Origin of the sequence: Bathymodiolus platifrons methanotrophic gill symbiont (assembly GCF_002189065.1) — a bacterium.
Lineage (GTDB): Bacteria > Pseudomonadota > Gammaproteobacteria > Methylococcales > Methylomonadaceae > Methyloprofundus.
Map to the genome: position 1 here is coordinate 1 of NZ_BDMN01000011.1, position 25,236 is coordinate 25,236.

Below are 25,236 nucleotides of genomic sequence, written 5' to 3' on the forward strand. Positions count from 1 at the left end.
CAAATGACTTGACGCCGTGTCGGATGGCCTTTTATTTTGTCTCCACCTTCGCTATCGCTCAGACTCCGACAAAACAACCGGCCCTACGGCTATCGCGGACTAAAAATCTTCACTTCGCTAAAGCTCCGTTTCCAGGATTTTCAGCGATAGAAACGAAAATAACCCGCTTTATTATAAACTGAAGTTTCCTAGAAATTCATCAAGCGACCATGCGTAACAAAACGGTTACCACCGAATTTACAGGGGAGCTGCTGTATTTGGGGCAAACCCTTTCAAAATCCGGGTCCAAAGCAGCTTCGGCAATGATACGCCGGATATCTGAAAAGGCAAAACTGGTCCGCCCCTTTACTTTGTGCCGACGTTCCGGATTGGTTTTTAAACGATCAGCATAAATCCACGTTAACGTTGTTGCCATCATACAGAAGTTCAGGTGGTTGGTCACTGCCTGCGCATTACGGCACTGGCTTTTCTGGCTACCTATGTCCTGCTTGAGTTCTTTGAACCCGGATTCGATTTTCCACCTTGCCCCGTAATACTCGATAATCTGTGTGATGGATAAATTTAAATCGGTAGTAAACAAAGCAATCCACTGCGTGCGACGAAACACCCAGACAACCTGAACGGGCCGTTTCAATGTTTTCAGCATGACAACACGACTATAAGCACTAACTTCACGCTGCTTTCCATAGAGATTCACGTTGTAAAACCGAGCCTCTTGTTGTACTGTTTTTGCCATGTCTGTAGCCGAGCCTAGACGCTGACCATACTTTTTATTCCGGCCCCGCTGCTTTGGTTTTCTTTTTTCTGGAAGGTCATACAACACATTATTGCACCTTAACCGAGAGAGAATATTAAACCGGTTCCCGATAGCTTTGTAAGCAGGCTTCCATAGGCCATTATTGCCAAACCAGCTATCAGTAACTGCCAATATGGGGACGGTGGAAAAATGTTCTGCAATTTCAATCAGCATTTGAGCCGCCTGAGCCATCTTGGTCTGGAAAGGAACTACTTCCCCTCTTATCGTGGCTGTCTCTTTTTTTCCCTGAATTGTTTTTAAGGGCAGATAAAACCGGAAATCTAAAAATAAGCACGCCCAGCGACCTTTGACCTGTTTCAACAACCCCACCGATACAATATTTTGTGCCCATGGATATTTGCTTTGGTTCGACTTGGCCGCGTGGTCAAAAATTGCTTCACAACCGAAGATTTTCTTGCCTACTTTAGTGATAATGGAGTCATCCAAACCAACCAATATGCGGCCATCAGTTTCAGGGGACGGGATTAGCCCCCAGATAGTTTGCCATAGCCCAGCCCACGGTAGCGTTGGAGAAGCCATGAAAGTGTAAAATCGCTTATTCTTGATCTCAAACCCAAACAGCGTATCAAGGCAACGCCAAAGGTTAGATGTCATCGACGACGTAAAGGGAACGATAATGGACAGGATCGTGTAAACAAACAGAGAGGCTCGTTCGCGGCCTAAAGTGGTTTCGGAAAAATGATCTTGAAGCGGGAGTAAAATATCGCGTAAAATGAACATGAATGAGGCCGTTTTGTTTGTATAATCAATGAGTTAACATCTTTTATTATACAGTAAAAACAGGTCTCATTCATCATTAACCTGTTGTTTTTTAAGTGAATTCAAGGGTTTTAGCAAACGGAATGCCAGTGTTATTAGGGAGTGCTAATATTTATTAAAAAAAAGCACTAACTAATATTCTTATGCTTTAAAAACTAGGAAACTTCAGTTGTATAGCTTTTCAAGCAAAAGAAAAAAATATAGTTTGCTATCACTTTATTAAGTTTTAAAATTAAACATCAGGTATGATAAATGCTAAGCAAAACATAAAACCATTCGAGAAACCTACCATTAAAATGTTCCAGACACTACGCCTGTTAATTTTCCTGACCGGACTCACTTTTATAACAGCCTGTTCCACGCTGGCTGTTGATGTTCCGTTAGTTTATAAAATTGATATTGATCAAGGGAATGTAATTGATCAGGATATGATCAACCAACTACGACCCAACATGACTAAACGTCAGGTTATTTATGTTTTAGGATCTCCCCTTTTAGTAGACCCATTTGCTAACAATCGCTGGGATTATGTTTATTCTGTTCAACTGGGACATGACGATAGATTACAGGACCGTATATCCCTGTTTTTTGCCGGAGATAATTTAATTCATGTTGAAGGTAACTTAACACCCGAAGCTAACCCGGCACCTCCTCGCTCTAAAGAAATGACCATAGATGCGCCCAAACGAGACCTAAAAAGAACCTTATACGAAATGATCGCCGGATTATTTACTTCAGACGACTAACGCCCTTGCCTAACGGCTCGCTGCCGGCGAGCTTCCATCGGGTCAATAGTTAGATTTCTATATATTTCAACACGATCATGCTCTTGTAACTGAGTACTCAAAAGACAGGTCTGACTAAAAATACCCACTTTATTTTTACTCAGATCTATTTCAGGGAATTGCACATTAATACCCGACAACTCTATCGCTTGCTCAACCGTACAGGCACCCAATACCTGCAATGAAATAATCAATTGCCTATCTGGCCGAGCATATGCTACTTCTACATTCACAAACAAACACTCAAACAACGTAAATCTGTTTTGCCCGATCGGTAAAGGAAGTAACCATTGTGTTGCAAATTTGATTAAAAACAGCACCAAAAGCAAAATTAGCCAAAATGCCATTAATTTCAAATTCAAGATCAAGAGAAATTTTACTGGCATCTTCGCGCAAGGGCATGAAATTCCATACCCCATCTAATGATGAAAACGGCCCATCTAAAAGAGACACAGTAATCCGCCCACCTTCATCATTTACATTGCGAGTTGCAAAAGAGTTTTTAAATCCTCCTTTCGAAATCTGTAGCTCAGCCTCAACAACATGCCCATCACGACTAATAATTCGACTGCCTGTACACCAAGGCAGAAACTCAGGATAAGCCTCAATATCAGCCACTATGTCATACATCGCGTGTGCAGAATATTTAACTAATGCACTTTTTTGTACTGTCGTCATTAGCTAAATATCCCAAATACACCCAGCACATTCAAAAATACGATAAAAACTGCCGCAGGAGCAACATAACTTACTAAAAACCTCCAGACATCAAATAAGGTATCATTTCCTAAGTCTAATTCATCCTTACTGTCTTTAGCTAGCATAATTCTACCGGCAAAGAGAGCAATAAAAAGACCACCCAACGGTAACATTAAATTTGCCGTCAAGTAATCCAGTGCCTCAAAAAAGTTTGCTCCAAATATAGTCACATCTGACCATTCATTGAATGAAAATACAGTGCCCATTCCTAACAACCAGGTTACAAAACCCATACCGATACAAGCTTGTTTTCGTTCTACTTCATAATGTTCAACACACCAGGCAACAGCAGGTTCAATTAAAGAAATAGCAGAAGAAAGTGCTGCAAAAACCAATAATACAAAAAACAAGATACCAAATAACCCGCCGCCAGTCATACTACCAAAGGCAATAGGGAGAGTTTCAAAAATCAAACCAGGACCAGACCCTGCTTCCAGGCCATTTGAAAAAACGATAGGGAAAATAGCTATTCCGGCCAATAATGCGACTAAAGTATCTGCGCCAGCAATCATAATAGCAGTCTTGGCAATCGATATATTCTTAGGCAAATAAGAACCGTAAACCATAATAGCGCCCATACCCAGACTTAGGGTAAAAAAAGCATGCCCCATAGCGGTTAATACACTGGCAGCCGTTAATTCACTAAAATCGGGTTTAAATAAAAATTCAAGGCCTTGTAAATAAGCCCCGGTAGTCATTGCATAGGCAACCAGGAGCATCAATAAAATAAATAATCCTGGCATAAGAAAGCGTACTGCTTTTTCCAGCCCCCCCTTAACGCCACGCGCAACAACCGCCATTGTGGCAACCATAAAAATTGTATGCCAGAATGTCTGCTGCAACGGACTCGCCTGTAGGTCTGAAAACATACTACTAATTTGCGTGGCACTTTCGCCTGAAAAGCTACCGGTAAACGCCTTTATCACATAGGCCATAGACCAGCCTGCAATAACACTGTAATAAGATAGAATCAAAAAACCAGCAATTACTCCCAACCAACCTAAATAGTGCCAGTGTGTATGCCCGCCTGCTTCTTCTGTTAAGCTCTTTAATGTATTAATGGGACTTTGCCGGCCACGCCTCCCCATCATCGTCTCAGCGATCATAATGGGAATACCGATTGCAGCAACACAGATCAAATAAACAATAACAAATGCACCACCACCATTTTCGCCGGTAATATAAGGAAACTTCCAGATATTACCTAAGCCTACAGCCGAACCTGTTGCCGCGAGTATAAAAGCAAAACGTGAAGACCATTCACCATGAATAGATTGATTTGTATCGGCCATTGAGCTACCTTCGTGTTGGAAAAATTCAATTATTACCGGTAAATTTAAAGTAAAATACTGGTATTGTTTTATAAACAGCGTATCGCAATGTATTTTATTGAATTTAAAATCGGCATAAAATCCGCACATTCAATAAAATACACTCTAAGGAGCGAGGATTTAATAATACTCGTTCCTAAATACACTTATTATACCTTTTACCTCAGTATTAAAAAATAGAATTGGACACCCATGGCTGGAAAAAAATCCAAGAAAAAAAAACAAACCGATAATACGATTGCTAAAAATCGATATATTTCTCATGAATACTTTATTGAAGAACGCTTTGAAGCTGGCCTGGTTCTAGAAGGCTGGGAAGTAAAAAGCATGCGTGAAGGCAAAGTTCAATTAAAAGAAAGTTATGTCTTTATAAAAAATGGCGAAGTATGGATATCAGGAATGCATATTTCTGCACTTAACTCCGCCTCTACACATATCACCCCCTTTGCAACACGAGTTCGTAAATTACTTTTACACCGGCAGGAAATAAGTAAACTAATTGGTAATGTTGAGCGTAAAGGCTACACACTTGTCCCGACGTTTCTATACTGGAAAAATAACCGGGCTAAACTGGAAATTGGCCTGGCTAAAGGTAAAAAACTGCATGATAAACGTGCGACTGAAAAAGACCGTGACTGGCAACGTGAAAAAGCGCGTAATATAAAATTAAATTGATCACTGCTTCCTATTTTACAGTTATAGCAACCGTGGACTAAAGTCCTCCTTCCTTACATACTCATGCTTATGTCCCTGAATACATTTATCAACAAGGTAAAATCAAACCAGAAGGTCGACTTCGGCGACACCTTGGCTATCATCACAGAATCTTATCACTATACCCCCACAAGCTTTAACAATGGCTTAGGCAATACCTGCCTTAATAATGAAGCAGGAACGAATGAAGGCTCCTGTAAAATCTTTGCCTTTGCCAAACTTAACCAATTGAATAAAGCCCAAACCTTAAACTTATTTGGTGATTTTTATCATCAAGATGTATTAAACGACCCTGACGGAAATGGACACCAAAATATCAGAAATTTTATGCAATTTGGCTGGGATGGAATTAAGTTCAGTGAGCAAAATACTTTAAGCCTAAAATAAAGGTGATAAAGCATGTAGACTATCTAATTATTGGTCAGGGACTGGCCGGTAGTCTACTAGCCTGGGAATTAATAAAGCAGGGCTGCAACATACAGCTTATTGATAACCAGCAAGAAAATGCCTCACAAATTGCAGCAGGACTGATCAACCCGGTCACTGGGATGCGTCTGGTCAAAAGTAATAATATAAAGACCCTATTACCCTGCGCAAAGCAAACCTACCATGAGCTAAGTCAATTTTTCAAACAGGATTTCTATATAGAAAATCCCATGTTGCGCATCCTGCGTAATGAAAAAGAAACCCTTAAATTTCATCAACGCATACAAGATACAAGCTACCTTAATTACCTGAAAACTAAACTTAAAACTGCACCCGAATCAATTCACGCTCCATTAGGCATAGTTGAACAAAAACAAACTGGCTATTTATTAACTAAAAAGTTACTGGCCTGCCTAAAAAACTTCTTGCAAGAAAAGCAATGCTACCAGGCTACTCAATTTGCATATCAAGACCTTCAATTTGATAAAGCCATAAACTGGCAAGGCATCAGCGCTAAAAAAGTTATTTTCTGTGAAGGCTATCAAGCCATTTACAATCCCTGGTTTAAAAGCTTACCCTTTCAATTAGCAAAAGGGGAAATATTAACTCTAACAGCACAACAAACACTCCCGCCCGAACTATTAAACTATGGCCACTGGTTTATTCCGTTGGACGAGCATCAATTTCGTACAGGTGCGACTTTTGATAACATTAACCTGAACACAAAAACAACAGACCAGGGAAGAAGCGCTTTACTCAACACATTAACTCAGGTTATGCCGATACTTGGCACAACAACACTAGACAAACAACAAGCCAATATTCGTCCAACTACTCTGGATAAAGCACCTTTTATTGGACCCCACCCTGAGCATAACAATCTGACAATATTTAATGGCTTTGGTGCAAAAGGCAGTTTGCTAATCCCTTATTATAGTAAACATTTTACTCAACACTTACTAAACCAAAAACCAATTGCAACTGAGGTTAATTGTCAGCGTTACTTCTAAACTAGTAGACATTAATCGTTTTTTCGATTGAACGAGTTATACCTTACTAGTATTCATATCAACTCTCTGCCTGCATCAATAACCTTTGCAGAAACTCCTGTCTACTGTACAATTCTGCGCTTTATCCCTTATCTCAAACCAAGACATGACCAAGTTAAATTTCCTATTACACCACTCAAGTCTAATGATTTCTGATTTAGAAGCATCGATTAAATTTTATACTGAAATTGTTGGTTTGCAACAGATTGAACGGCCAGATCTTGGGTTTCCAGGTGCCTGGTTTCAGTTAGGTGAAAATCAACAATTGCATATCCTTTTATTAGATAATATTGACCCAACGACTGGGCGACCTGAACATGGTGGTCAAGATCGGCATGTTGCATTAACAGTAGATAAATTTGAGCAAGTGCGGCAAAGTCTAGATCGAAATAATGTTATTTATTCCATGAGTAAATCAGGTCGTAAAGCCTTATTTTTCCGCGACCTTGATGCCAATGCAATTGAAATAATCGGTCGTGACTAACTTAATTATCTCTTCCAGCCCCGAAAATCATTAAGCATGAATATTTGTTTTTTAAAATACATCACAACCTTGCATTACGCATGGTTTGCTTCATATCTCTAACGGCTGTTTCCAAACCTGAAAAAACTGCTTGAGCAATAATCGCATGACCTATATTTAGCTCAACCATTTCAGGTATTTTGCAAATATCTTCAACATTACATAAAGTTAAACCATGGCCTGCATTAACTTGCAAGCCCGCACTATGTGCATAAGCAGCGGCTTCTTGGATACGCGCCAGCTCATCTTTCCGTTGCTGCTGATTAAGCGCATCTGCATAACTTCCCGTATGCAATTCTATGACGGGAGCACCTGCGCTAATCGCTGCATCAATTTGCTTTTCTTCAGGGTCGATAAAAAGCGATACTTCTATGCCGGCTTCTGCCAGATTCGTACAGGCATGTTGCATTTTATCCATGCTTGCAGCGACATCCAAACCACCTTCAGTGGTTAATTCTTCTCTTTTTTCCGGCACTAGACAACAAGCAAAGGGTTTTACCTCACAGGCAATTTTAAGCATTTCATCAGTCACTGCCATTTCAAAATTTAGCCGGGTATGAATCATCTCCTTTAATAAAAACATATCCCGGTCTTGCATATGCCGACGATCTTCACGTAAGTGAGCAGTAATACCATCGGCTCCTGCTTGCTCTGCTATCAGTGCTGCCTGAATTGGTTCTGGGTATTGTGTGCCTCTTGCCTGTCTTAAGGTGGCAATATGGTCGATATTGACCCCTAATAAGATTAATTGCTCTTGCATGATTATTTTTGTATGAGTTTAGATATTAATGCTCTACTTTTCAGATGTTTACCTTGTAAGTAAAAGTCGATAATCTGACGCATCAGTTGCTTGGCTTCCATTAATTGGCGATCATTTGTATAGTTTCCCTGCTGCATGGCGATTAGTGTCTCACCAAGAATCCGTCCATCTTGATTAATTGTTGCACCCTGCTCTATATTGTATTGATAACTTCCTGTTGTTTGAATAGGTAACTGGGTTAGATAATCAAACTCTAGTTGCAAGCCATAGCCTATAGATTGTAATAACTCGACCTCGAAAGTACGTAAAGCAGCCTCAATCACCAGGCTTGATTTTAGTTGCTGTAAACAGCTCAGATAATTAAGAAAAACTTCAGGATATGGCTCTTCCACAGGGATAAAATTTCTTAACAACTCATTAAGATAAAACCCACAGTAGGTATTAATCCCAGGCAGAATACTATCCTCTCTACCTGATTCTACATGACTTAGAGTTTTAAGACTTCCAGAACCAATATAACTAATATTTAACGGAATAAAAGGTCGTAGCAGACCTAGGTATTGAGATTTTTGTTGCCTAGCACCTTTGGCGATCAGCGAAATACGCCCAGATGCCTGAGTAAAGACATCTATAATCAGGCTACTTTCCTGGTAATTCTGGTGATGCAATAAAAACCCTGCCTGCAGGCTTTGAGGCATATTTTATTCTTTAAATCCCAGGCTTTGCAATGCCCGCTCATTATCAGACCAGCCCGATTTAACTTTGACCCATAACTGTAAATAAACTTTTGCGCCAATTAACATTTCTATATCTTTTCTAGCTTCCGTGCCTATACTTTTTAGAAATTCACCTTGTTTTCCGATGACTATATTTTTTTGCGTATCACGCTCGACCCAGATAAGTGCATATATTTTTGTAACATGAGGAAGCTCTTCATATCTTTCAATTTCCACGGTCAGAGCATAAGGTAGCTCATCCCCTAAACGACGAGTTAATTTTTCTCTAATAATCTCAGCGACTAAAAAACGCTCGGGGCGATCGGTAATTTGATCTTCTGGATATATAGAATTGCCTTCTGGCAATAACTGCATAATTAGATTATCTAATAATTCCAGGTTGGTTTGTTTTAAGGCAGAAATAGGGACTATTTCTTTAAATGGAAACTTCTTTTGAGCATCAGCAAAAAAAGCAAATATTTTCTCCTTGTTTTTGACTCTATCAATTTTATTAACAGCCAAAATAACTGGAATATTTGCCCGCTCTAATTTTTTAAAAATAATATCATCATAATCTTGCCAGGCGAGACCATCAATAAGCCAGACCACCAGATCCACACCTAAAAGAGTGGTATCTGCCGTTCTATTCAGGTACCGGTTAAAGGCCTTTTTATTGCTTTCATGCATACCAGGAGTATCCATATAGATAGCCTGGCCTTTATCACTGGTTTTAATCCCTAAAATCTGATGCCGCGTTGTTTGCGGTTTGCGTGAAGTAATACTGATTTTTTGCCCTAATAAATGATTCATCAGGGTTGATTTGCCAACATTAGGTTGGCCAATAAAGGCTACATATCCACAATTCATTTAGATTCTCTGGCTATTTGATCGAGCATAAGTTCAGCAGATTGTTGTTCGGCTTTTTTTCTTGATACACCTGCACCGATAAATTTTTTTTCAAATAAAGCAACGGAACATTCGACTTTAAAAGTCTGTTCGTGTGGCAAACCTGACTGACTGATTAAGGTATAACAGGGGACATCTAATTGCCTGGCCTGCATATGCTCCTGTAAGCGTGTTTTGGGGTCTTTTTGCCAATTGTCTAGGCGTAATTCTGCGATACGATCAGCAAATAAATCCAGAACCCAGGTTTTACAACTCTCTGTCCCTTGATCTTTTATTATTGCTCCCATAATAGCTTCAACAGCATCTGACAAAATAGAAGCGCGTCGATACCCTCCACTTTTAAGTTCCCCTGATCCTAAAATCAGATAATCACCTAACTTATGCAGGCGAGCCAATTCAGCTAAGGACTCTTGATTTACCAGGCTGGCTCTCAGTCGGCTTAAAACACCTTCACTGGCCTTAGGAAATCTTTCAAACAGCGCTTCAGCAATAACAAAGCCAAGGATTGAATCTCCTAGAAATTCAAGCCTCTCATTATTTTTAGCACCCATACTACGATGTGTGAGCGCTAAAACAAACCATTCTGGCTGATTAAAAGTCAGTCCTAATTTTTTACAAAGTTGTTCAGGTGCTTTTATCACTTAGGACCAACTTCAATGGAATTATCAAAATCAACCCAGACACTTAAATTAGCAAAAAGCAGTACTTTGGTATGATAGACGATTTGAACTTTTAAATAGTTAGCACGTGAGGTAATTTTCACGTGTTTCTTTTTAACGTCATAAATATAGTTCATATCAAACTGTTTGTTCAGTGATATCCATACTTCGCGCTTACTTTTTTTCTCTATATCGGTACGATTTTTTAAAGTCTCCAGCGCATGAACTACTTTACTGTGATTCATATAAATGGGGCTTACTTTTAAAACTAATAATGTAAAAAAAGCGATAAGCCCTAAAATAAAAATTAAAGAAATTAAGGTGATTCCCTGCTGCTTTTTATAAGTAGTATGCATATTACCCTCGTGTTATTTAATTACAGTACCTATACGATTAAAACCAATACCGGTATTTTCCCAGTCCCAGTTCATCCAGATAAAAAAAGCTCTGCCCACTAGGTTTTCTTCAGGGACAGTCCCCCAGTAACGACTATCATTACTATTATCCCGGTTATCACCCATCACAAAATAATGCCCCTTGGGTACAATAAAAGTGCCTTTAATATTAGGCGCATTATGATTGATTAAAATTTCATGTTCGACAGGCAGCAAATCTTCACTGAGCAACTCTGAGCCCGTCATGGTTTTTCCTTGCCCTATCCCTTGATAACGCCCTAATGAAACCTGTTTCATTGGTTTGTCGTTTACCGTTAAATGTTTATTTACATAACTAATACGATCACCAGGCAGGCCGATAACGCGTTTTATATAATCAACAGCTGGATTTTTAGGGTAGCGAAAAACGACTGCATCCCCGCGCTTAGGTTCATCAATTTCAATTATTTTTTTATTGATAACCGGTATGCGTATGCCATAAGTGAACTTATTAACTAAAATAAAATCGCCAATCAATAAAGTCGGCATCATTGAACCCGAAGGGATTCTAAACGGCTCTGCAATAAAAGAACGTAATATAAAAACGATTAATACAACAGGAAAAAACGAGCGAGCATATTCAACGATTAAAGGTTCATTTGCTTCAATATATTCAGTATTAGTCCGTTTGAGATAATATAAATAACCACCCCAGATAATGCCCGTTATTAAGCTTGCTGAAAACAGGAAAAAAGAAAAATCAAAATTCATAACTGCATCTTACCCTATGACTCTTTATTAAGTTGCAAGACAGCCAGGAAAGCTTCTTGTGGAATTTCAATACTACCTACCTGCTTCATACGTTTTTTTCCCGCTTTTTGTTTTTCTAGTAGTTTTTTCTTACGACTAATATCACCGCCATAACATTTTGCCGTCACATTTTTGCGCATTGCCTTAACGGTAGAGCGTGCGATAATTTTAGCCCCAATAGCTGCCTGAATGGCAACATCATACATCTGTCTGGGAATTAAATCTTTCATTTTATCAACCAGTTCACGACCTCTTATCTGGCTCACGTCTTTATGCACAATAACCGATAATGCATCGACTTTATCGCCATTAATCATGACATCTAATTTTACCAACGAGGCTTCTTCAAAGCGTTTGAATTCATATTCAAAGGAAGCATAGCCTCGACTAACTGATTTTAAGCGGTCAAAAAAATCTAACACGACTTCGCTTAAAGGCAGTTCATAATGTAAAGAAACCTGATTCCCCATATATTGCATATTAGTTTGTACGCCACGTTTTTCAATGCACAGGCTAATTACGTTACCTAAATGCTCTTGAGGAACCAGTATATTAGCCTGAATAATCGGCTCTCTAATCATTTTTATCGAACCAATATCGGGTAAATTAGCTGGGTTATCAACTTTCAACACCTCTCCTCTATGGGTTTCTACTTCATAGACAACTGTGGGCGCCGTGGTAATTAAATCAACATCATATTCACGTTCCAGACGCTCTTGAATAATTTCCATATGCAGCATACCTAGAAAGCCACAACGAAAACCAAAGCCTAATGCCTGAGAGGATTCAGGTTCAAACTGCAAGGCCGCATCATTAAGATGTAATTTTTTTAACGATTCACGCAAGTCTTCATAGTCATCAGCACTGACTGGGTACAACCCTGCAAATACGCGCGGCTGTACTGTTTGAAATCCTGGCAATGCTTCAGTACAAGGGTTATCTGTGAGCGTGATCGTGTCGCCCACCGGTGCCCCAAAAATATCTTTAATCGCTGCAACAATAAACCCAACCTGCCCTGTTTTTAACTCTGCTTCATCTTGTCGTTTAGGCGTAAAAATACCAATTCTTTCAGCAACAAAACTATTGCCAGTCGACATAATCGTGATTTTTTGTTTTTTGCGTAAAGACCCATTAATGATTTTTACCAATGAAACAACACCCAGGTAATCATCAAACCAGGAGTCGATAATTAATGCCTGTAAGGGGGCCTCTTCACTTCCTCCAGGAGCGGGAATCACATGAACTAGCTCTTCCAATACATCGGCTACCCCTAGCCCCGTTTTTGCACTAACACGCAAAGCCTGGTCAGCGGGAATTCCTATTATTTCTTCAATTTCGTTGATAACTTTATCAGGGTCTGCAGAAGGTAAATCAATCTTATTTAAAACTGGCATGACCTCCAGGCCAAGCTCAATCGCAGTATAACAATTCGCTACACTTTGCGCTTCCACCCCTTGTGCTGCATCAACGACTAGAATAGCACCTTCACATGCTGCTAAAGATCGTGATACTTCATAGGAAAAATCTACATGACCAGGCGTATCAATGAAGTTTAACTGGTATGTTTCACCATCTTTAGCCGTAAAATTTAGCGTAACACTCTGAGCTTTAATCGTAATTCCTCGCTCTCGCTCTATATCCATCGAGTCGAGAACCTGAGCATTCATTTCACGATCAGATAAGCCACCACAAAGTTGTATAAAGCGGTCGGCTAATGTTGATTTCCCATGATCGATATGTGCAATAATCGAGAAATTTCGTATATGTTTTAAATCCATTATGTATAAATATTAAATGATCAGCTATCAGATTAAGCGTGTATGGTCGCCAAATAATTAGATATTTTAGCAGAATCAGGCATTTCAGGTGTTAAGTATTAAATTAAATATCTCTTAGGCGCTTAAAATGAAATCAAACGACTTGAAAATCGTTGCAACGTCCTGCCTTTTTAGTAAGCTAACCGGGATTAACATTGCATCTTGAGTCAATCCACATATGCTTAATGATTCCTGCTCGACGTAGATGTGCTCAATATCATATATTTGCAAAGAACGATAAATCGCACTGATATCTTTGTTAGCAAGCTTATCGCTACATTGATTTTTATGTAAATGGTAAACCGCATCATCAAGTAGCAACAAACTAACTTGCTGATCAAAGGCTGCAGTTATTAAGACCTGATCCAATACTTCCTGAACTTTTGCACCATCGTAAGCAGCTATCTGCATAACAAATAAGAACGACTTCACTGATGTTCGCTCATATTTTCATTGGATAAATAACTTGCTGAGCTAATATTCACAGAATCTAATAATAAATGAGCGCCAAGTTCCATCATTGCTCTACGATAAACCTTACGTTTAAAAAAAACGACCGATTTTAACGGCTCCCAAAACTCCACCCATTGCCAATCATCAAATTCAGGTTTGTTATGTCGATTCAGGGAAACATTAGTTTCGTCCCCGACAAGCTTTAATAAATACCAAATCTGCTTTTGGCCTATGCATAAGGGGAGTGAATGACGACGAATATATTTTTCAGGCAATCTATAACGCAACCAATAACGTGTGCGCCCAATAATCTGTACATGTTTTGCGTCAAGGCCTGTTTCTTCTAATAGTTCGCGGAACATTGCTTGCTCAGGAGCTTCCCCCTCTTCCATTCCTCCTTGCGGAAATTGCCATGAATTGACACGTGACCGTTTAGCCCAAAACACATGACCCTGCGCATTACAAAGGATGATGCCGACATTGGATCGGTATCCTTTTGAATCAATCATTTTTAAAACCTATTTATTACTGTTCGCAATAAGACCTGTAGATGATAAAATCTTAAACACTGAACTGATAGGAACATCCTTAATATAGTTCATTCCTATGTATTACTCATATGTCCATTGTTCCATAAATAGATGAGTGATGCTATCGGCTTATTTAATTTTAACAGAAAATAAATCTACTATGAGTTTAGCTATTTTTGATTTAGACAATACCCTGCTTGCAGATGACAGTGATTATCTATGGGGACAATTTTTAGTTGACCAGGGAATTGTGGATGCAGATTATTATGCTCGAGAAAATGAACGCTTCTATCAAGAATACAAACAGGGTCAATTAGATATCATTGAATTTCTAAAATTTTCGTTAAAACCACTGGCTGATAATTCGATACATGACTTGCATCAATGGCGCACACAGTTTATAGAGGAGATTATTCGCCCCATTTTATTGCAGCCCGCTCAAGAACTAATTAACAAACATAAACAAAAAGGTGATTCCTTACTAGTTATTACGGCTACCAATCGTTTTGTCACAGAACCGATCGTTAACCTATATGGTATTCCCCATTTATTAGCAACAACACCCGAATTAATAAACAATCAATACACCGGAAAAGTAGCTGGCACGCCGTGTTTTCAGGAAGGTAAAGTTATGCGTTTACAACAATGGCTAAAAGATACCGGTCATACTCTTGAGGATAGCTGGTTTTATAGCGACTCACATAATGATCTCCCTCTTTTAAAACTGGTCGATCACCCTGTAGCAGTCAATCCGGACGAACAATTAAAACACTATTCCGAGCAAACAAACTGGCCGATTATTAGCTTACGCGAACAAAAATGCCCAGTACACCACTTCAAATAGCAGCCAACTCTGTTTTTTCCAGCTTTTGCTTTCGCCTGTTTATCCTCACTTATATGCTAAACACTAGACTCTCAAAGGATAACTGATTATCATTTACACAAAACATTACTTGATTACCCATAACTTTCAGCCATACTTCGTCATTCCGCATACTTCACGCAGAATTTTTCTCGTTCCAATACTCTGGTCCTGAGAATGTAGTTTGTGACGCTCTACGTCACGAAATCCCTCATGATGAAGCTAAGACTATAAATGTAGGCCGGAATAGCATAGCGTTTTCCGGCATTTTTAGTGTTGCCTAGGCTATGGTATGTATCATGTGGTGGAAAACGCTACTCTATTCCACCCTACGCAGTATATGACTGAGAGTTGTACGTAATCAGCATTTTAATCATATACCTTTGCTTACAAGCTGGATTACACAGCTTAGCGACAAAATTACTTTGCAGCTTTAACCATAAAATAAATACTAGTCTCTGTGAAAAAAACATTTAAAACTTCCCCTGGCTCCCCGTATCCACTTGGTACACGATTAAAAAGCGACGGCGTTAACTTCTCCATTTTTACCCGCCACGCTATCGCCGTTGAGCTTTTGCTGTATGACAGTTCAACTAGCCTTGAGCCTATTCAGGTTATTCCATTAGCCAGTGAAATCCATAAAACATTTTACTCCTGGCATGTTCGTGTTCACGATCTACCTGCTGGTACCTGGTACACATGGCGAATGGATGGGCCTAATGATACCTCACAAAGTGGTTTACGTTTTGACAAAGAAAAGCACATATTAGACCCCGTCGCACGTGCAGTAAGTGACAAGCTTTGGCATCGGGAAAAAGCATGTCTCCCAGGTGATAACGGTCACACTGCCATGCGTAGCTTAGTTGTTGATGATAGTTATGATTGGGAAGGTGACACACCGTATTCTTTCAAAAGTGAAAATGCAATTATCTACGAAATGCATGTTGGAGGTTTTACCCGACATCCTAACTCTGGAGTAAAAAATCCGGGGACCTTTTCAGCTTTGATTGAAAAAATACCTTATCTTAAGTCTTTAGGTATTACTCATGTAGAACTTATGCCCGTTATGGCTTTTGATGAACAGGATATCCCCCGGGGCACGGCAGCTCTTGGTCTAAAAAATTATTGGGGCTATAGCACACATAGTTTTTTTAGCCCGCACCCAGGGTACTGTGTCACACCAGAACTGGGAACACATTTAGAGGAATTCCGTGACTTAGTCAAAGCCCTGCATAAAGCTAAAATTGGAGTCGTCCTGGATGTAGTTTTTAACCATACATCCGAAGCAGGAGTTGACGGACCAGTCATCAACTTTAGAGGCATAGGAAGCAATATTTTTTATCATCTAGATGCGACAGACAAAAGTATATACCGTGACTATACTGGCTGTGGTAATACTGTTAATGCCAACCACCCAGTAGTTGCAAATTTTATTATCTCTTGCCTAGAGTACTGGGTACGTGAGATGCATGTCGACGGCTTCCGCTTTGACCTTGCAAGTGCATTGGCTCGCGGCCAGAATGGCGAAGTACTTCAGGATCCCCCTGTATTATGGGGAATTGAACTCTCGGAACAACTGGCTAAAACTAAATTAATCGCCGAGGCTTGGGATGCTGCCGGACTGTATCAGGTAGGTAGTTTCCCTGGTTATCGCTGGGGTGAATGGAATGGTAAATATCGTGATAGTATGCGTCGTTTTATCCGTGGTGACCATGGACTAACTGCAGAAGTTGCTACTCGACTCTGTGCCAGTAGCGACTTATACAAACATCAGGGACGCTTGCCCATTAATAGTATTAATTTTATTACTTGCCATGATGGCTTTACCTTAAATGACCTGGTCAGTTACCACCATAAGCACAACCTGGCAAATGGCGAAGATAACCGCGATGGCGGTGATCACAATATGAGCTATAACTGTGGTGTAGAGGGTGACACCGATGATGTCAATATACTAGAATTACGTAGAAAACAGGCAAAAAACAGTATCGCAATACTGCTATTAAGCCAGGGTGTACCTATGTTATTGGCGGGCGATGAAGTTCTTAATACTCAAGATGGCAACAATAACGGCTATTGCCAGGACAATGAGTTAACCTGGTTTGACTGGAATCTAACCAGAAAGAATGCAGATATGCTACTTTTTGTACAGCAAATGATAGCACTGCGCAAACGTCACCCCTCTCTGATGCGTCGTCGCTTTCTAACCGGGGAATGTGCTCCCGGGCGACATATTCCTGATATTCAATGGCATGGCGTTCAACTAGGTGAACCGCAATGGCTAGACCCTAATTCACAAGTCCTGGCATTTACCCTGGCAGCCTTCAAAGATAAAGAGGCTGATTTGCATATTATTCTAAATATGTCAGGAAATGAACTCAATATGCAAATGCCTGCAGTTGAAGAGCGAAGATGGCATCTAGCAATTGATACTGCCTTAAATTCAGATAAAGGGCTCGTAGCACCTGAAAAACAAAACCCTGTTGGGGAAAATAATTACCTTGTTCAAGCAAGGTCTGTAGTGGTGTTTGAGGGCTGGTGAATGCTATCGTTGTAAATATGGTTGGCCCACATTGCTGGGTTGATCGCTAATATTTTGTAGAGCTTCGCAGCTATGATCCCTATTTGAAATTAGCTAAATGAAAATTTTCAGATGCTATTACATCGCTTTGTGAGCAGCCTACTTGCAAGCGTATGCAAAGATGGTGCTGTCCCTATTTATTAGGTAGGATTGCTCGCTTATATTTCAGGCATAAAAAAACCAGCACTGAAGGCTGGTTTGATTACTTCAATAAAGAAGTTAATGGTGGCGATACCGAGAATTGAACTTGGGACCCCAGGGTTATGAATCCTGTGCTCTAACCGGACTGAGCTATATCGCCACTAAATCTTTAATCTATCTAAAGAATGCCTATTATAGGCATTCTGCATTTATTCGTCAAACATTAAATCTAAAATGCACGACATCACCATCTTGCACGATATAGTCTTTACCTTCTAAACGCCATTTCCCGGCGTCTTTTGCGCCCTGCTCGCCTTTGTATTCAACAAAATCATCATAGGCTATTACTTCGGCACGGATAAAGCCTTTTTCAAAATCGGTATGGATAACACCTGCTGCTTGTGGAGCTGAAGCACCTACTGGAATTGTCCATGCACGTACCTCCATAACACCGGCAGTAAAGTACGTGGATAAATCAAGTAACTTATAGGCTGCACGAATTACTCGGTTTAAACCAGGCTCTTCAAGCCCTAGGTCATCCATAAACTCTTGTTTTTCATCTTCATCAAGCTGGATAATATCAGCTTCTATCGCAGCACAAACTGAAACGACTACAGCACCTTCTTTATCAGCTAAAGCTTGAACTGTATCCAGTAAGGGATTATTTTCAAAACCATCGTCTTGTACATTAGCAATGTACATGGTTGGCTTGATGGTAAGTAAAAATAGCTCTTTAATGATAGCAAGTTCATCTTCGGATAAAGCTAAAGACCGCACTTGCCCACCATCGTCTAGATGTTTTATTACTTTTTCATAGAGTATTTTTTTAGCGAGCTCTTCTTTGTTGCCCGTTCTTGCCGCTTTACTGCTTTTTACCAGGGCTTTTTCGATGCTAGCCATATCCGCCAACGCCAACTCGGTATTGATAACTTCTATATCACCGATAGGGTCAACTTTTCCTGCAACATGGACAACATTTTCATCTTCAAAGCACCGTACTACATGAACAATGGCATCTGTCTCGCGAATATTACCCAGAAATTTATTGCCTAAGCCTTCGCCTTTTGATGCTCCTGCCACTAATCCAGCAATATCTACAAACTCTATTGTGGTTGGTAAAATACGATCTGGTTTTACTATTTCTGCCAGAGCATCCATTCTGGCATCTGGCACAGGAACAACCCCTACATTAGGATCAATCGTACAAAACGGGTAGTTTTCAGCCGAAATTTCTGCATTAGTCAGTGCATTGAATAAGGTTGATTTACCAACATTGGGTAAACCAACAATTCCACAATAAAGTGCCATGTTCTCTCTTCGTGTGTAAAGTTAAGGTTTGCTCACTGGCTTTATGCCATTGAGTGAATATTCATAAAACGTAGGGGTTGGGGCTTCACAGCCCGCCATTATCTTTCGCTTGTACAGGCGGGCTGAAGCCACGCCTTATGCTATTTGTTGTAGTTAGCCCGCTTTGCCATCAATTCTTGCAGTGGTTAAGATCGGTGCATATACATAGGCAAATAATGAAAAGGCTGCTAACCATAAAATGGTTGAAGCATAAATAATATCGGCATACCAGTGCGGCAAAAGGATCGGTATAAATACCCTGACTAGTGCCGCCAGATTAATCAATGCAAAGGCAATTGCCATCGCTTGTGAAGCTTTTAAGATACGACCTGTATGCCCTAATGAAACTCGTGCCATCATACCTAATGTGATAACACCTATGCCACCCATGGTGAAAGCATGTAATGCCAAGTTCGGTTGGATAATATCAAAGGCACTGAGCGCAGTTAGAATAAAGCCAATAATTATCCAGGCATAGCCTATATAAAGCACCCATAATAAAGGCACAAACCAGATTCTGAAAACGTACCAGTTATTAACTCTTAGTATATTAATAATTGCTGCCAGACTTGCTGCGATGGCCAAGATAATACCTGAAATCTGCATGATATTTAAGGCAAATACCAGTACTGCCGAAGCTATCGCTAATCCATCATAGAGTGGGTTACGAATGGGTAGAGTACCGGGCAGTCCTTTTTCAGTAAAAAATGGAAAAACACGACCCGCGATAACTAGGATCATCACTATAATCAAAGCTATCACTATTTGAAAGCCTATCCATGCACTTTGTTCTGCCAACCCTAATATTTCCAGATGAATGAGCCCATTACCAAAGCTCATAATGAGTAACAGCGCAATAAAAACGTAGCCACGTGTATATTGAGCGGCCTTGATCGGTTTGACGAGGCAATAAGCGAGCACTGGTAAAAACAAGAAATCTACCAGGGCGATAAATTCATCTGCTAATAAACCTGAATAAAAAGGTAATATTCTGCCATAAATCCACAACAAAGCCAGGCCAGCCAGGCCTGCTCCCGTAAGCGTTTCTTGCCCTGTCCAGTTTTTTACTGCGGTTAATAAAAAGCCAGAAATAACTGCAACGGTATACCCTAAAAGCATTTCATGTGCATGCCAATAGCTATTAAGGAAATAATTATCTAAAATTAAGCTGCCATCATAAATAGAGCGCCATAAAACCAGCAATACTAAAGCAGATAGACCCGATAAGGCAAAAAAGGTTCTAAATCCTAATGCAAAAAAAGGAATATTAAAGGGCTTGGTATGATTCATAAGTGTAACTACTTAGTGTGTATTGTATAGGGGCTAGTCTACTTCAACCAAATCCCTATTGATCTTCCAGCCAGGCTAATTCATTTGCCGTAAAACCGGCATTTAGGCGCATTTCTATATTAAATGGGCCTTTAGGTTTATGATTTTTAAAATATTTTAAAATTAACGCTTTAAACGTTACTTCAGGGGCCAGTTGTTGCTGCTCGCACTGCTGATAAAACCATTCTGAACCAAATAAAACATGCTGCTGCTCATCTTCCAGAATACGTTCTAATATTTCCACCCCATCAACATCGCCTAAATGACGAATTTTCTCTATCATGCCTGGCGTTACATCAAGTCCTTTCGCTTCCATACCTCGGGGAATAATGGTTAGTCGTGCGAGTATGTCATGCGCAGTGTCTTGAGCATGCTCCCACAATCCTTGATGAGCGGGTAAATCGCCATAATCAATACCTAATTTACGTAAATGATCACGGATTAGATTAAAATGCTGGGCTTCTTCCTGAGCTACTTGCAACCAGTCTTGATAAAATTTTTCTGGTAAGCCTCTAAACCGATAAAGTATATCCTAGGCAAGGTAAATAGCAATAAATTCGATATGCGCCAAAGCATGGTAAAAAGCTTGCACACCTTCCGGTGTGCCTAATTTACGCCTTGCCATAAATCTAGGAGCGAGTAACTCCGGCTTGCTAGGGAAACACACCCGCTCTATTGCCTTAGGTTCGGATAAAGAATCAAACTGTAGTTCACCTAATTGATATAATTTCCAGGCTTCTGCCGTTAATTGAAGTTTTTCATCAATATCTGTCCGATGTAAACAGGCATCAGCAAAGTCAAATAGATTGTTCATTATATAAATGAAGTATTTTACCCGAATCTTAAATATGTCAAAACATTATATCAAAGCTATAGATGTGACACAGCTTATAGTCTATTGTTCAATTATATATTGGCTTTCCAACCAGCCTTCTCTGCCGACACCAATGCTATTTCAACATCAGGATAAGTTATTTCATGCAGGGGCTTATTTTGTGATGGCGGCTTTTGTTCTGCGGGCATTCAGGCATTTTATTACATCGCTACCCATACTAATTGTTAGTAGTTTGATATTTTCTAGTGTCTATGGGATGTCCGATGAGTGGCACCAATCTTTTGTGCCTGGGCGCATGAGTGACGTTGCTGACTGGCTAGCCGATACTGTGGGGGCAATTATGTTTCTTGGATTGTACTATTTGTATCAAATTAAATATTGCAAGCAAATTTTATATTTCTTGGTTATAGGATGCATTGAAGCACACCCTATAGCTTTCTATTACGTAACTACTTAGAGTAATTTCCATTTTAAAAAATAATATAAATTACTTGTAGGATGGCAAAATACAATGTGCCCATTATTTTCACCTTCCTGCAAACAAGATGGGCACGCAAGCTTTGCCCACCCTAAAAAAATCAATAACTTATGATGTCGAAATTCGCTGAGTAGTTACTCTATTACTTGTTATTAAGTTGTTGAGTCAGTTCAGTACTAATAGATTTAAAATCATAACCAGATTTGGTTTTCATCAAGCCTTTGTTTAGCATCATCGTCCCCATAACAAGCAATATAATACCGGAAATTTGTGTAATTCGACGCGTCATTGTCCCCGAAAGCCAGCGAGTAGCCATCCCAAAACCCAATAAGGCTGGTAAAGTACCTAAACCAAAAGCAGCTAAAAACTTTGCGCCTTCTACAGGGTCGCCATTGCCTGCAGCCATAATATACATGGCCTGCAGAGGACCACAGCCTAATAAAAAACCTGAGAAAAAACCAATAAAGAAAGGGCTGCGCGAATTACGTCGTTTCCTGTTTGCATAACGAGCCATAGCCTCGGCTTGTTTAAATCGTACCTTTTTTAACACTGCAAATACATTTAGGGTATTAAGGCCGAAAATAATTAAAAATATTCCAGCGAGCAAAATACTTACACCACTGATGAAAGGAGTAATACTGACAACCGAGCCAATAAAGCCAAATATTGCACCAAACATGGCATAAGAAAGTGTTTTTCCAGTACCGTATAAAATATGTGACAAATAGGCTGAACGTCCATGCTCTGCATCTTTAACAGTATAACCAATGACAAAACTGCCACACATGCCAATACAATGTAAGCCAGTAATCAAACCAACCACAAAAATCATGCCATAACTTAATTGAGAGCTAATATCAGGCACACTGAATTGATGCCACAATTTACGCGAAAAAACCATTAACAAAACGATTCCAATCAGCGCTAATATAGACAAACTGATTTTGATAAAAACACCGCCCTTAGTCTCAGAGTTTAAATCAATTGCGTACCCTTTTTGCTCAATGATCTTATAAATATCTTCAAGCCTGACCTTCTTGTCATCAAAGCTCAGCTTACATTTTGCTGATGGATAATCAGCATGGACATCAGAGACCCCTTCAATTTCAGAAACTGCATCTTCAATAATGGTTTCACAACCACCACACATCATTCCTTTAATATTAATTTGCTTGTTAATCTGCATAAACTACTTTTTTCCTTTTATATGCTTGCCTGCAACAGCCTGAATAGTACTTTAAGTAAACATTCGCGGCTAAAGACCGCTCCTACAACTGATTTAAATAGCTTTCTTTTACTTCACCAATAGATCGCGCATCATTCCCATATCTTCATGCTCCAGGTTATGACAGTGATACATAAAAATCCCTGTAAAATCATTAAATGGCTTTAATATGGTCACTTTTTCACCTGGCATCACCAGCACAGTATCTTTCCAGCCTTTATCCAGAAAGCCCTCAGAAACTGACGTATATCCCCTACCTGATTTATTTCTCACTTCACGTTTAACCACCTGAAATTGCTCACCATGTAAATGCATAGGATGAGGCATACCCATCATCCCCCCACCCATACCATGAAAACCATTATTAAATTCCATGAGCTGCAAGGTATTCACAGGAACAATCTCATCTTCCCTGATATCATTCATTTTATAAGAACGCCCATTAAGCAATGCAGACATATGACGCATTGATAGAATAATACGACGCGGTGACTGAGAGTTTGCAGCATCAGCTAAGCGCAATGCTTTAACTTTACTTAAGCGTTTGGGTAAAACATCGTTACTGGAAGATTTTTTACTGACACGTACTTTAAGAACTGTGAAGTCTTCACTAGCATGAGACTGCCCTCCTCTCATACCACCTCCACGGCCACCACGCATACCACCACCCATACCCATACCACCGCCCATGCCTCCTCCCATCATACCCATGCCACCAGAGGGGAATTCTGAACTACGTAAAGTTAATTCAGTTCCTACTTTCCTGTCGCTAAAATCCACCCAGATTTCGCGACGTTCTGCAGGTGCAAGCGTTATATACGGGAGCGTTTCAGGGCGCTCTAAAAGCCCACCATCTGTACCAATCACTTTAAATGGCGTGCCATCATCCCAGGCTAATTTATAGATACGTGAGTTAGAACCATTTAACAAACGTAACCTATACGCACGTGTAGCAATAGATAATTCAAACTCAGGAGTACCATTAACCAGAATCTGATCCCCTAAAAATCCATGCATTTTCATCCTCATACCGCCACCATATTGAAGCTGATTTTGCTGATCAAAATTACGGTCTTGAATAACCAAAGGAACATCAAATTCCCCGCGCGGTAATTTAAGTGCTTGCTCTTCATCATCACTGACAATAAAAAAACCAGCAAGCCCTGAGTAAACGTGCTTGGCAGTTAAGCTATGGGTATGCGCATGATACCAATACGTCCCTGCTCTATTGAGTATTTCAAACTCATAAACATAGGTTTCACCATTATCAATCGCATACATAGGATTACCATCCATTTTGGCAGGGACGTGCAAGCCATGCCAATGTAAAATCGTCGCTGAAGGTAATTCATTTTTTAGATAGATCCGAACTTTCTGGCCTTTATGCAACCGGATAGTAGGCGCAAGGTAACTTTCTTCATTAGTAATAGCACTTTTATCACCTTTTAAGACTTTACCAACTACCTTCCAGACATGCGTTTTAGGGCCCCTAAAAATCGCTACATTTTTAACTTCTCCAGTTAAACTTATTTCTACATCAGCCTTAAAATCAGACGATGCATGACTACCTACCTTCATCGTCTTGGCATTTATCAGACCAGGAAATGTAGCTAATGCTGCTGCACTAGCACCGGCAAATTTTAAAAGTTTGCGACGCTGAATATTAACGTTATTTTTCATAATACACTCCTGACTGAAATAATATTAGTCTTTTATAATATAGTTATTGGCATTTGTAAAGATATTCTAGAAGCAATTGAATATTTAGCAGCGCTTGAGAACCAGTAAAATTACTTATGCATTTAATTTTTAAGTGTTTTTAAAATTAATTACTCAGGCAAAAGTTTTTTGCTTAGAGTTTAGTGTAAAGCCACTATTTAAACTTGATGAAGATTGGCTGAGATACTTACTTTGCTCTGTAAAACACACAAAGCAAACGAACAAGAAGGACTTTTTTGTTTTACTATGGATACATTACTTAGGAATCAAAATTAATTAATATCTGAAACTAAAAAGTAGTCCGTATGAAGCCAGCAGAATACGGGAAATAGGAGTTTCCTCTCATCCGGTATTACGCAGGCTTCATACAGGCTACATTTTTATCCCGATTTGATACTTTCGGATATTATTAAATCCTCATTCCTTACTTCGGGGAGTCCCTACTTTTGCGAAAGCTCATTTTGGGCGTCCAAGCCCAAGTTCGCGGCAAAAGCTTAACGGGACTGATTAAAATCTGCGATGCCCTGATTC

26 protein-coding genes, 1 tRNA gene and 1 pseudogene are annotated in these 25,236 nt (G+C 39.7%); 9 read left to right on the plus strand and 19 right to left on the minus strand.

Going from position 1 to position 25,236, the window contains the following annotated elements; translation table 11 throughout:
• Positions 1-199: 199 nt before the first annotated feature.
• Complete coding sequence (locus CDZ78_RS00490; protein WP_087868189.1) at positions 200-1,537, minus strand: IS701 family transposase; 1,338 nt, start codon at positions 1,535-1,537, stop codon at positions 200-202.
• A 284-nt stretch (positions 1,538-1,821) separates the two neighbouring features.
• Here CDZ78_RS00490 and CDZ78_RS00495 point away from each other — a divergent pair, with 284 nt between their 5' ends.
• A complete protein-coding gene (locus tag CDZ78_RS00495; protein ID WP_244559126.1) occupies positions 1,822-2,322 on the plus strand; it encodes an outer membrane protein assembly factor BamE in 501 nt (166 codons plus the stop codon).
• Here the strand turns inward: CDZ78_RS00495 and CDZ78_RS00500 are convergent.
• The 3 genes from CDZ78_RS00500 to CDZ78_RS00510 are packed head-to-tail and all read right to left on the minus strand — an operon-like array spanning position 2,319 to position 4,412.
• Positions 2,319-2,594 carry an RnfH family protein gene (locus CDZ78_RS00500; RefSeq protein ID WP_230990699.1) on the minus strand — a complete coding sequence of 92 codons (276 nt, stop codon included), beginning with the start codon at positions 2,592-2,594 and terminating at the stop codon, positions 2,319-2,321. The two genes, CDZ78_RS00495 and CDZ78_RS00500, sit on opposite strands and share 4 nt — an antisense overlap.
• Positions 2,595-2,604: 10 nt before the next feature.
• Positions 2,605-3,039: a type II toxin-antitoxin system RatA family toxin gene (locus CDZ78_RS00505; protein ID WP_087868192.1), complete on the minus strand. Its 435-nt coding sequence runs from the start codon at positions 3,037-3,039 to the stop codon at positions 2,605-2,607.
• A complete protein-coding gene (locus CDZ78_RS00510; protein ID WP_087868209.1) occupies positions 3,039-4,412 on the minus strand; it encodes a sodium-dependent transporter in 1,374 nt (457 codons plus the stop codon). Before CDZ78_RS00510 ends, CDZ78_RS00505 begins: the two co-directional genes overlap by 1 nt.
• 231 nt (positions 4,413-4,643) lie before the next feature.
• On the opposite strand from CDZ78_RS00510, the gene smpB reads away from it, so the two are divergent.
• From smpB to CDZ78_RS00530, 4 genes are all read left to right on the plus strand, one after another.
• Complete coding sequence (gene smpB, locus CDZ78_RS00515; protein WP_087868193.1) at positions 4,644-5,126, plus strand: SsrA-binding protein SmpB; 483 nt, start codon at positions 4,644-4,646, stop codon at positions 5,124-5,126.
• 69 nt (positions 5,127-5,195) lie between these two features.
• Positions 5,196-5,552 carry a HopJ type III effector protein gene (locus CDZ78_RS00520; protein ID WP_087868210.1) on the plus strand — a complete coding sequence of 119 codons (357 nt, stop codon included), beginning with the start codon at positions 5,196-5,198 and terminating at the stop codon, positions 5,550-5,552.
• Positions 5,553-5,554: 2 nt separating this feature from the next.
• Entirely contained in the window at positions 5,555-6,601 is a 1,047-nt protein-coding gene (locus CDZ78_RS00525) for an NAD(P)/FAD-dependent oxidoreductase (RefSeq protein ID WP_244559127.1), read from the plus strand.
• 145 nt (positions 6,602-6,746) lie between these two features.
• On the plus strand, positions 6,747-7,124 hold the full coding sequence (locus CDZ78_RS00530) for a VOC family protein (RefSeq protein WP_087868194.1): 378 nt from the start codon (positions 6,747-6,749) through the stop codon (positions 7,122-7,124).
• A 61-nt stretch (positions 7,125-7,185) separates the two neighbouring features.
• On the opposite strand, the gene pdxJ is transcribed toward CDZ78_RS00530, so the two are convergent.
• The 9 genes from pdxJ to CDZ78_RS00575 all read right to left on the minus strand — a co-directional run bounded on the left by pdxJ (position 7,186) and on the right by CDZ78_RS00575 (position 14,167).
• Positions 7,186-7,923, minus strand: coding sequence for a pyridoxine 5'-phosphate synthase (gene pdxJ, locus CDZ78_RS00535; RefSeq protein ID WP_087868195.1), 738 nt, complete (start codon positions 7,921-7,923; stop codon positions 7,186-7,188).
• Positions 7,924-7,925: 2 nt separating this feature from the next.
• Positions 7,926-8,621: a DNA repair protein RecO gene (gene recO, locus CDZ78_RS00540; protein ID WP_087868196.1), complete on the minus strand. Its 696-nt coding sequence runs from the start codon at positions 8,619-8,621 to the stop codon at positions 7,926-7,928.
• Between the two features lie 3 nt (positions 8,622-8,624).
• Positions 8,625-9,506, minus strand: a complete 882-nt coding sequence (gene era, locus CDZ78_RS00545; RefSeq protein ID WP_087868197.1) for a GTPase Era — start codon at positions 9,504-9,506, stop codon at positions 8,625-8,627.
• Positions 9,503-10,186, minus strand: coding sequence for a ribonuclease III (gene rnc / locus CDZ78_RS00550; protein WP_087868198.1), 684 nt, complete (start codon positions 10,184-10,186; stop codon positions 9,503-9,505). Before rnc ends, era begins: the two co-directional genes overlap by 4 nt.
• The gene (locus CDZ78_RS00555; RefSeq protein ID WP_087868199.1) at positions 10,183-10,560 is read right to left on the minus strand and encodes a DUF4845 domain-containing protein; all 378 of its coding nucleotides are present in this window, start codon (positions 10,558-10,560) and stop codon (positions 10,183-10,185) included. The genes rnc and CDZ78_RS00555 overlap by 4 nt, the downstream gene beginning before the upstream one ends.
• A gap of 12 nt (positions 10,561-10,572) precedes the next feature.
• Positions 10,573-11,349 (minus strand): signal peptidase I, encoded by a 777-nt coding sequence (gene lepB / locus CDZ78_RS00560; RefSeq protein ID WP_087868200.1) that lies wholly within the window; start codon positions 11,347-11,349, stop codon positions 10,573-10,575.
• Between the two features lie 14 nt (positions 11,350-11,363).
• Complete coding sequence (gene lepA, locus CDZ78_RS00565) at positions 11,364-13,169, minus strand: translation elongation factor 4 (RefSeq protein ID WP_174664541.1); 1,806 nt, start codon at positions 13,167-13,169, stop codon at positions 11,364-11,366.
• Positions 13,170-13,280: 111 nt separating this feature from the next.
• Complete coding sequence (tusC, locus tag CDZ78_RS00570) at positions 13,281-13,637, minus strand: sulfurtransferase complex subunit TusC (protein ID WP_140413829.1); 357 nt, start codon at positions 13,635-13,637, stop codon at positions 13,281-13,283.
• The gene (locus CDZ78_RS00575) at positions 13,634-14,167 is read right to left on the minus strand and encodes an RNA pyrophosphohydrolase (protein ID WP_087868203.1); all 534 of its coding nucleotides are present in this window, start codon (positions 14,165-14,167) and stop codon (positions 13,634-13,636) included. Before CDZ78_RS00575 ends, tusC begins: the two co-directional genes overlap by 4 nt.
• A gap of 181 nt (positions 14,168-14,348) precedes the next feature.
• On the opposite strand from CDZ78_RS00575, the gene CDZ78_RS00580 reads away from it, so the two are divergent.
• The 3 genes from CDZ78_RS00580 (at position 14,349) to CDZ78_RS23510 (ending at position 17,876) form a co-directional block, all read left to right on the plus strand.
• The gene (locus CDZ78_RS00580; RefSeq protein ID WP_087868212.1) at positions 14,349-15,032 is read left to right on the plus strand and encodes a histidinol-phosphatase; all 684 of its coding nucleotides are present in this window, start codon (positions 14,349-14,351) and stop codon (positions 15,030-15,032) included.
• 478 nt (positions 15,033-15,510) lie between these two features.
• Complete coding sequence (glgX, locus tag CDZ78_RS00585; RefSeq protein ID WP_087868204.1) at positions 15,511-17,592, plus strand: glycogen debranching protein GlgX; 2,082 nt, start codon at positions 15,511-15,513, stop codon at positions 17,590-17,592.
• Between the two features lie 152 nt (positions 17,593-17,744).
• Positions 17,745-17,876 (plus strand): hypothetical protein, encoded by a 132-nt coding sequence (locus CDZ78_RS23510; protein ID WP_280175530.1) that lies wholly within the window; start codon positions 17,745-17,747, stop codon positions 17,874-17,876.
• On the opposite strand, the gene CDZ78_RS00590 is transcribed toward CDZ78_RS23510, so the two are convergent.
• The 4 genes and pseudogenes from CDZ78_RS00590 to CDZ78_RS00605 all read right to left on the minus strand — a co-directional run bounded on the left by CDZ78_RS00590 (position 17,855) and on the right by CDZ78_RS00605 (position 21,262).
• A tRNA-Met gene (locus CDZ78_RS00590) sits at positions 17,855-17,932 on the minus strand. The genes CDZ78_RS23510 and CDZ78_RS00590 overlap by 22 nt on opposite strands.
• Before the next feature lie 56 nt (positions 17,933-17,988).
• Positions 17,989-19,080 (minus strand): redox-regulated ATPase YchF, encoded by a 1,092-nt coding sequence (gene ychF / locus CDZ78_RS00595; protein ID WP_087868205.1) that lies wholly within the window; start codon positions 19,078-19,080, stop codon positions 17,989-17,991.
• A gap of 153 nt (positions 19,081-19,233) precedes the next feature.
• On the minus strand, positions 19,234-20,409 hold the full coding sequence (locus tag CDZ78_RS00600; RefSeq protein ID WP_087868206.1) for an NnrS family protein: 1,176 nt from the start codon (positions 20,407-20,409) through the stop codon (positions 19,234-19,236).
• A gap of 55 nt (positions 20,410-20,464) precedes the next feature.
• A pseudogene (locus CDZ78_RS00605) lies at positions 20,465-21,262 on the minus strand (ferritin-like domain-containing protein).
• A gap of 34 nt (positions 21,263-21,296) precedes the next feature.
• Here CDZ78_RS00605 and CDZ78_RS00610 point away from each other — a divergent pair.
• Entirely contained in the window at positions 21,297-21,740 is a 444-nt protein-coding gene (locus CDZ78_RS00610; protein WP_087868213.1) for a VanZ family protein, read from the plus strand.
• A 163-nt stretch (positions 21,741-21,903) separates the two neighbouring features.
• Here CDZ78_RS00610 and CDZ78_RS00615 read toward each other — a convergent pair whose 3' ends face one another.
• Both CDZ78_RS00615 and CDZ78_RS00620 read right to left on the minus strand, forming a co-directional pair.
• Positions 21,904-22,947 carry an urease accessory protein UreH domain-containing protein gene (locus CDZ78_RS00615; protein WP_087868207.1) on the minus strand — a complete coding sequence of 348 codons (1,044 nt, stop codon included), beginning with the start codon at positions 22,945-22,947 and terminating at the stop codon, positions 21,904-21,906.
• Between the two features lie 108 nt (positions 22,948-23,055).
• Entirely contained in the window at positions 23,056-24,666 is a 1,611-nt protein-coding gene (locus CDZ78_RS00620; RefSeq protein WP_087868208.1) for a multicopper oxidase family protein, read from the minus strand.
• Positions 24,667-25,236 lie beyond the last annotated feature (570 nt).

Excerpts from the sequence above, each read along its gene's own strand:
- CDZ78_RS00490 (WP_087868189.1), bottom strand. The coding sequence starts at position 1,537 with ATGTTCATTTTACGCGATATTTTACTCCCGCTTCAAGATCATTTTTCC.
- CDZ78_RS00495 (WP_244559126.1), top strand. The coding sequence starts at position 1,822 with ATGATAAATGCTAAGCAAAACATAAAACCATTCGAGAAACCTACCATT.
- CDZ78_RS00505 (WP_087868192.1), bottom strand. The coding sequence starts at position 3,039 with ATGACGACAGTACAAAAAAGTGCATTAGTTAAATATTCTGCACACGCG.
- CDZ78_RS00510 (WP_087868209.1), bottom strand. The coding sequence starts at position 4,412 with ATGGCCGATACAAATCAATCTATTCATGGTGAATGGTCTTCACGTTTT.
- smpB (WP_087868193.1), top strand. The coding sequence starts at position 4,644 with ATGGCTGGAAAAAAATCCAAGAAAAAAAAACAAACCGATAATACGATT.
- CDZ78_RS00520 (WP_087868210.1), top strand. The coding sequence starts at position 5,196 with ATGTCCCTGAATACATTTATCAACAAGGTAAAATCAAACCAGAAGGTC.
- CDZ78_RS00530 (WP_087868194.1), top strand. The coding sequence starts at position 6,747 with ATGACCAAGTTAAATTTCCTATTACACCACTCAAGTCTAATGATTTCT.
- pdxJ (WP_087868195.1), bottom strand. The coding sequence starts at position 7,923 with ATGCAAGAGCAATTAATCTTATTAGGGGTCAATATCGACCATATTGCC.
- recO (WP_087868196.1), bottom strand. The coding sequence starts at position 8,621 with ATGCCTCAAAGCCTGCAGGCAGGGTTTTTATTGCATCACCAGAATTAC.
- era (WP_087868197.1), bottom strand. The coding sequence starts at position 9,506 with ATGAATTGTGGATATGTAGCCTTTATTGGCCAACCTAATGTTGGCAAA.
- CDZ78_RS00555 (WP_087868199.1), bottom strand. The coding sequence starts at position 10,560 with ATGCATACTACTTATAAAAAGCAGCAGGGAATCACCTTAATTTCTTTA.
- lepB (WP_087868200.1), bottom strand. The coding sequence starts at position 11,349 with ATGAATTTTGATTTTTCTTTTTTCCTGTTTTCAGCAAGCTTAATAACG.
- CDZ78_RS00575 (WP_087868203.1), bottom strand. The coding sequence starts at position 14,167 with ATGATTGATTCAAAAGGATACCGATCCAATGTCGGCATCATCCTTTGT.
- CDZ78_RS00580 (WP_087868212.1), top strand. The coding sequence starts at position 14,349 with ATGAGTTTAGCTATTTTTGATTTAGACAATACCCTGCTTGCAGATGAC.
- CDZ78_RS23510 (WP_280175530.1), top strand. The coding sequence starts at position 17,745 with ATGCAAAGATGGTGCTGTCCCTATTTATTAGGTAGGATTGCTCGCTTA.
- ychF (WP_087868205.1), bottom strand. The coding sequence starts at position 19,080 with ATGGCACTTTATTGTGGAATTGTTGGTTTACCCAATGTTGGTAAATCA.
- CDZ78_RS00600 (WP_087868206.1), bottom strand. The coding sequence starts at position 20,409 with ATGAATCATACCAAGCCCTTTAATATTCCTTTTTTTGCATTAGGATTT.
- CDZ78_RS00610 (WP_087868213.1), top strand. The coding sequence starts at position 21,297 with ATGTCAAAACATTATATCAAAGCTATAGATGTGACACAGCTTATAGTC.
- CDZ78_RS00615 (WP_087868207.1), bottom strand. The coding sequence starts at position 22,947 with ATGCAGATTAACAAGCAAATTAATATTAAAGGAATGATGTGTGGTGGT.
- CDZ78_RS00620 (WP_087868208.1), bottom strand. The coding sequence starts at position 24,666 with ATGAAAAATAACGTTAATATTCAGCGTCGCAAACTTTTAAAATTTGCC.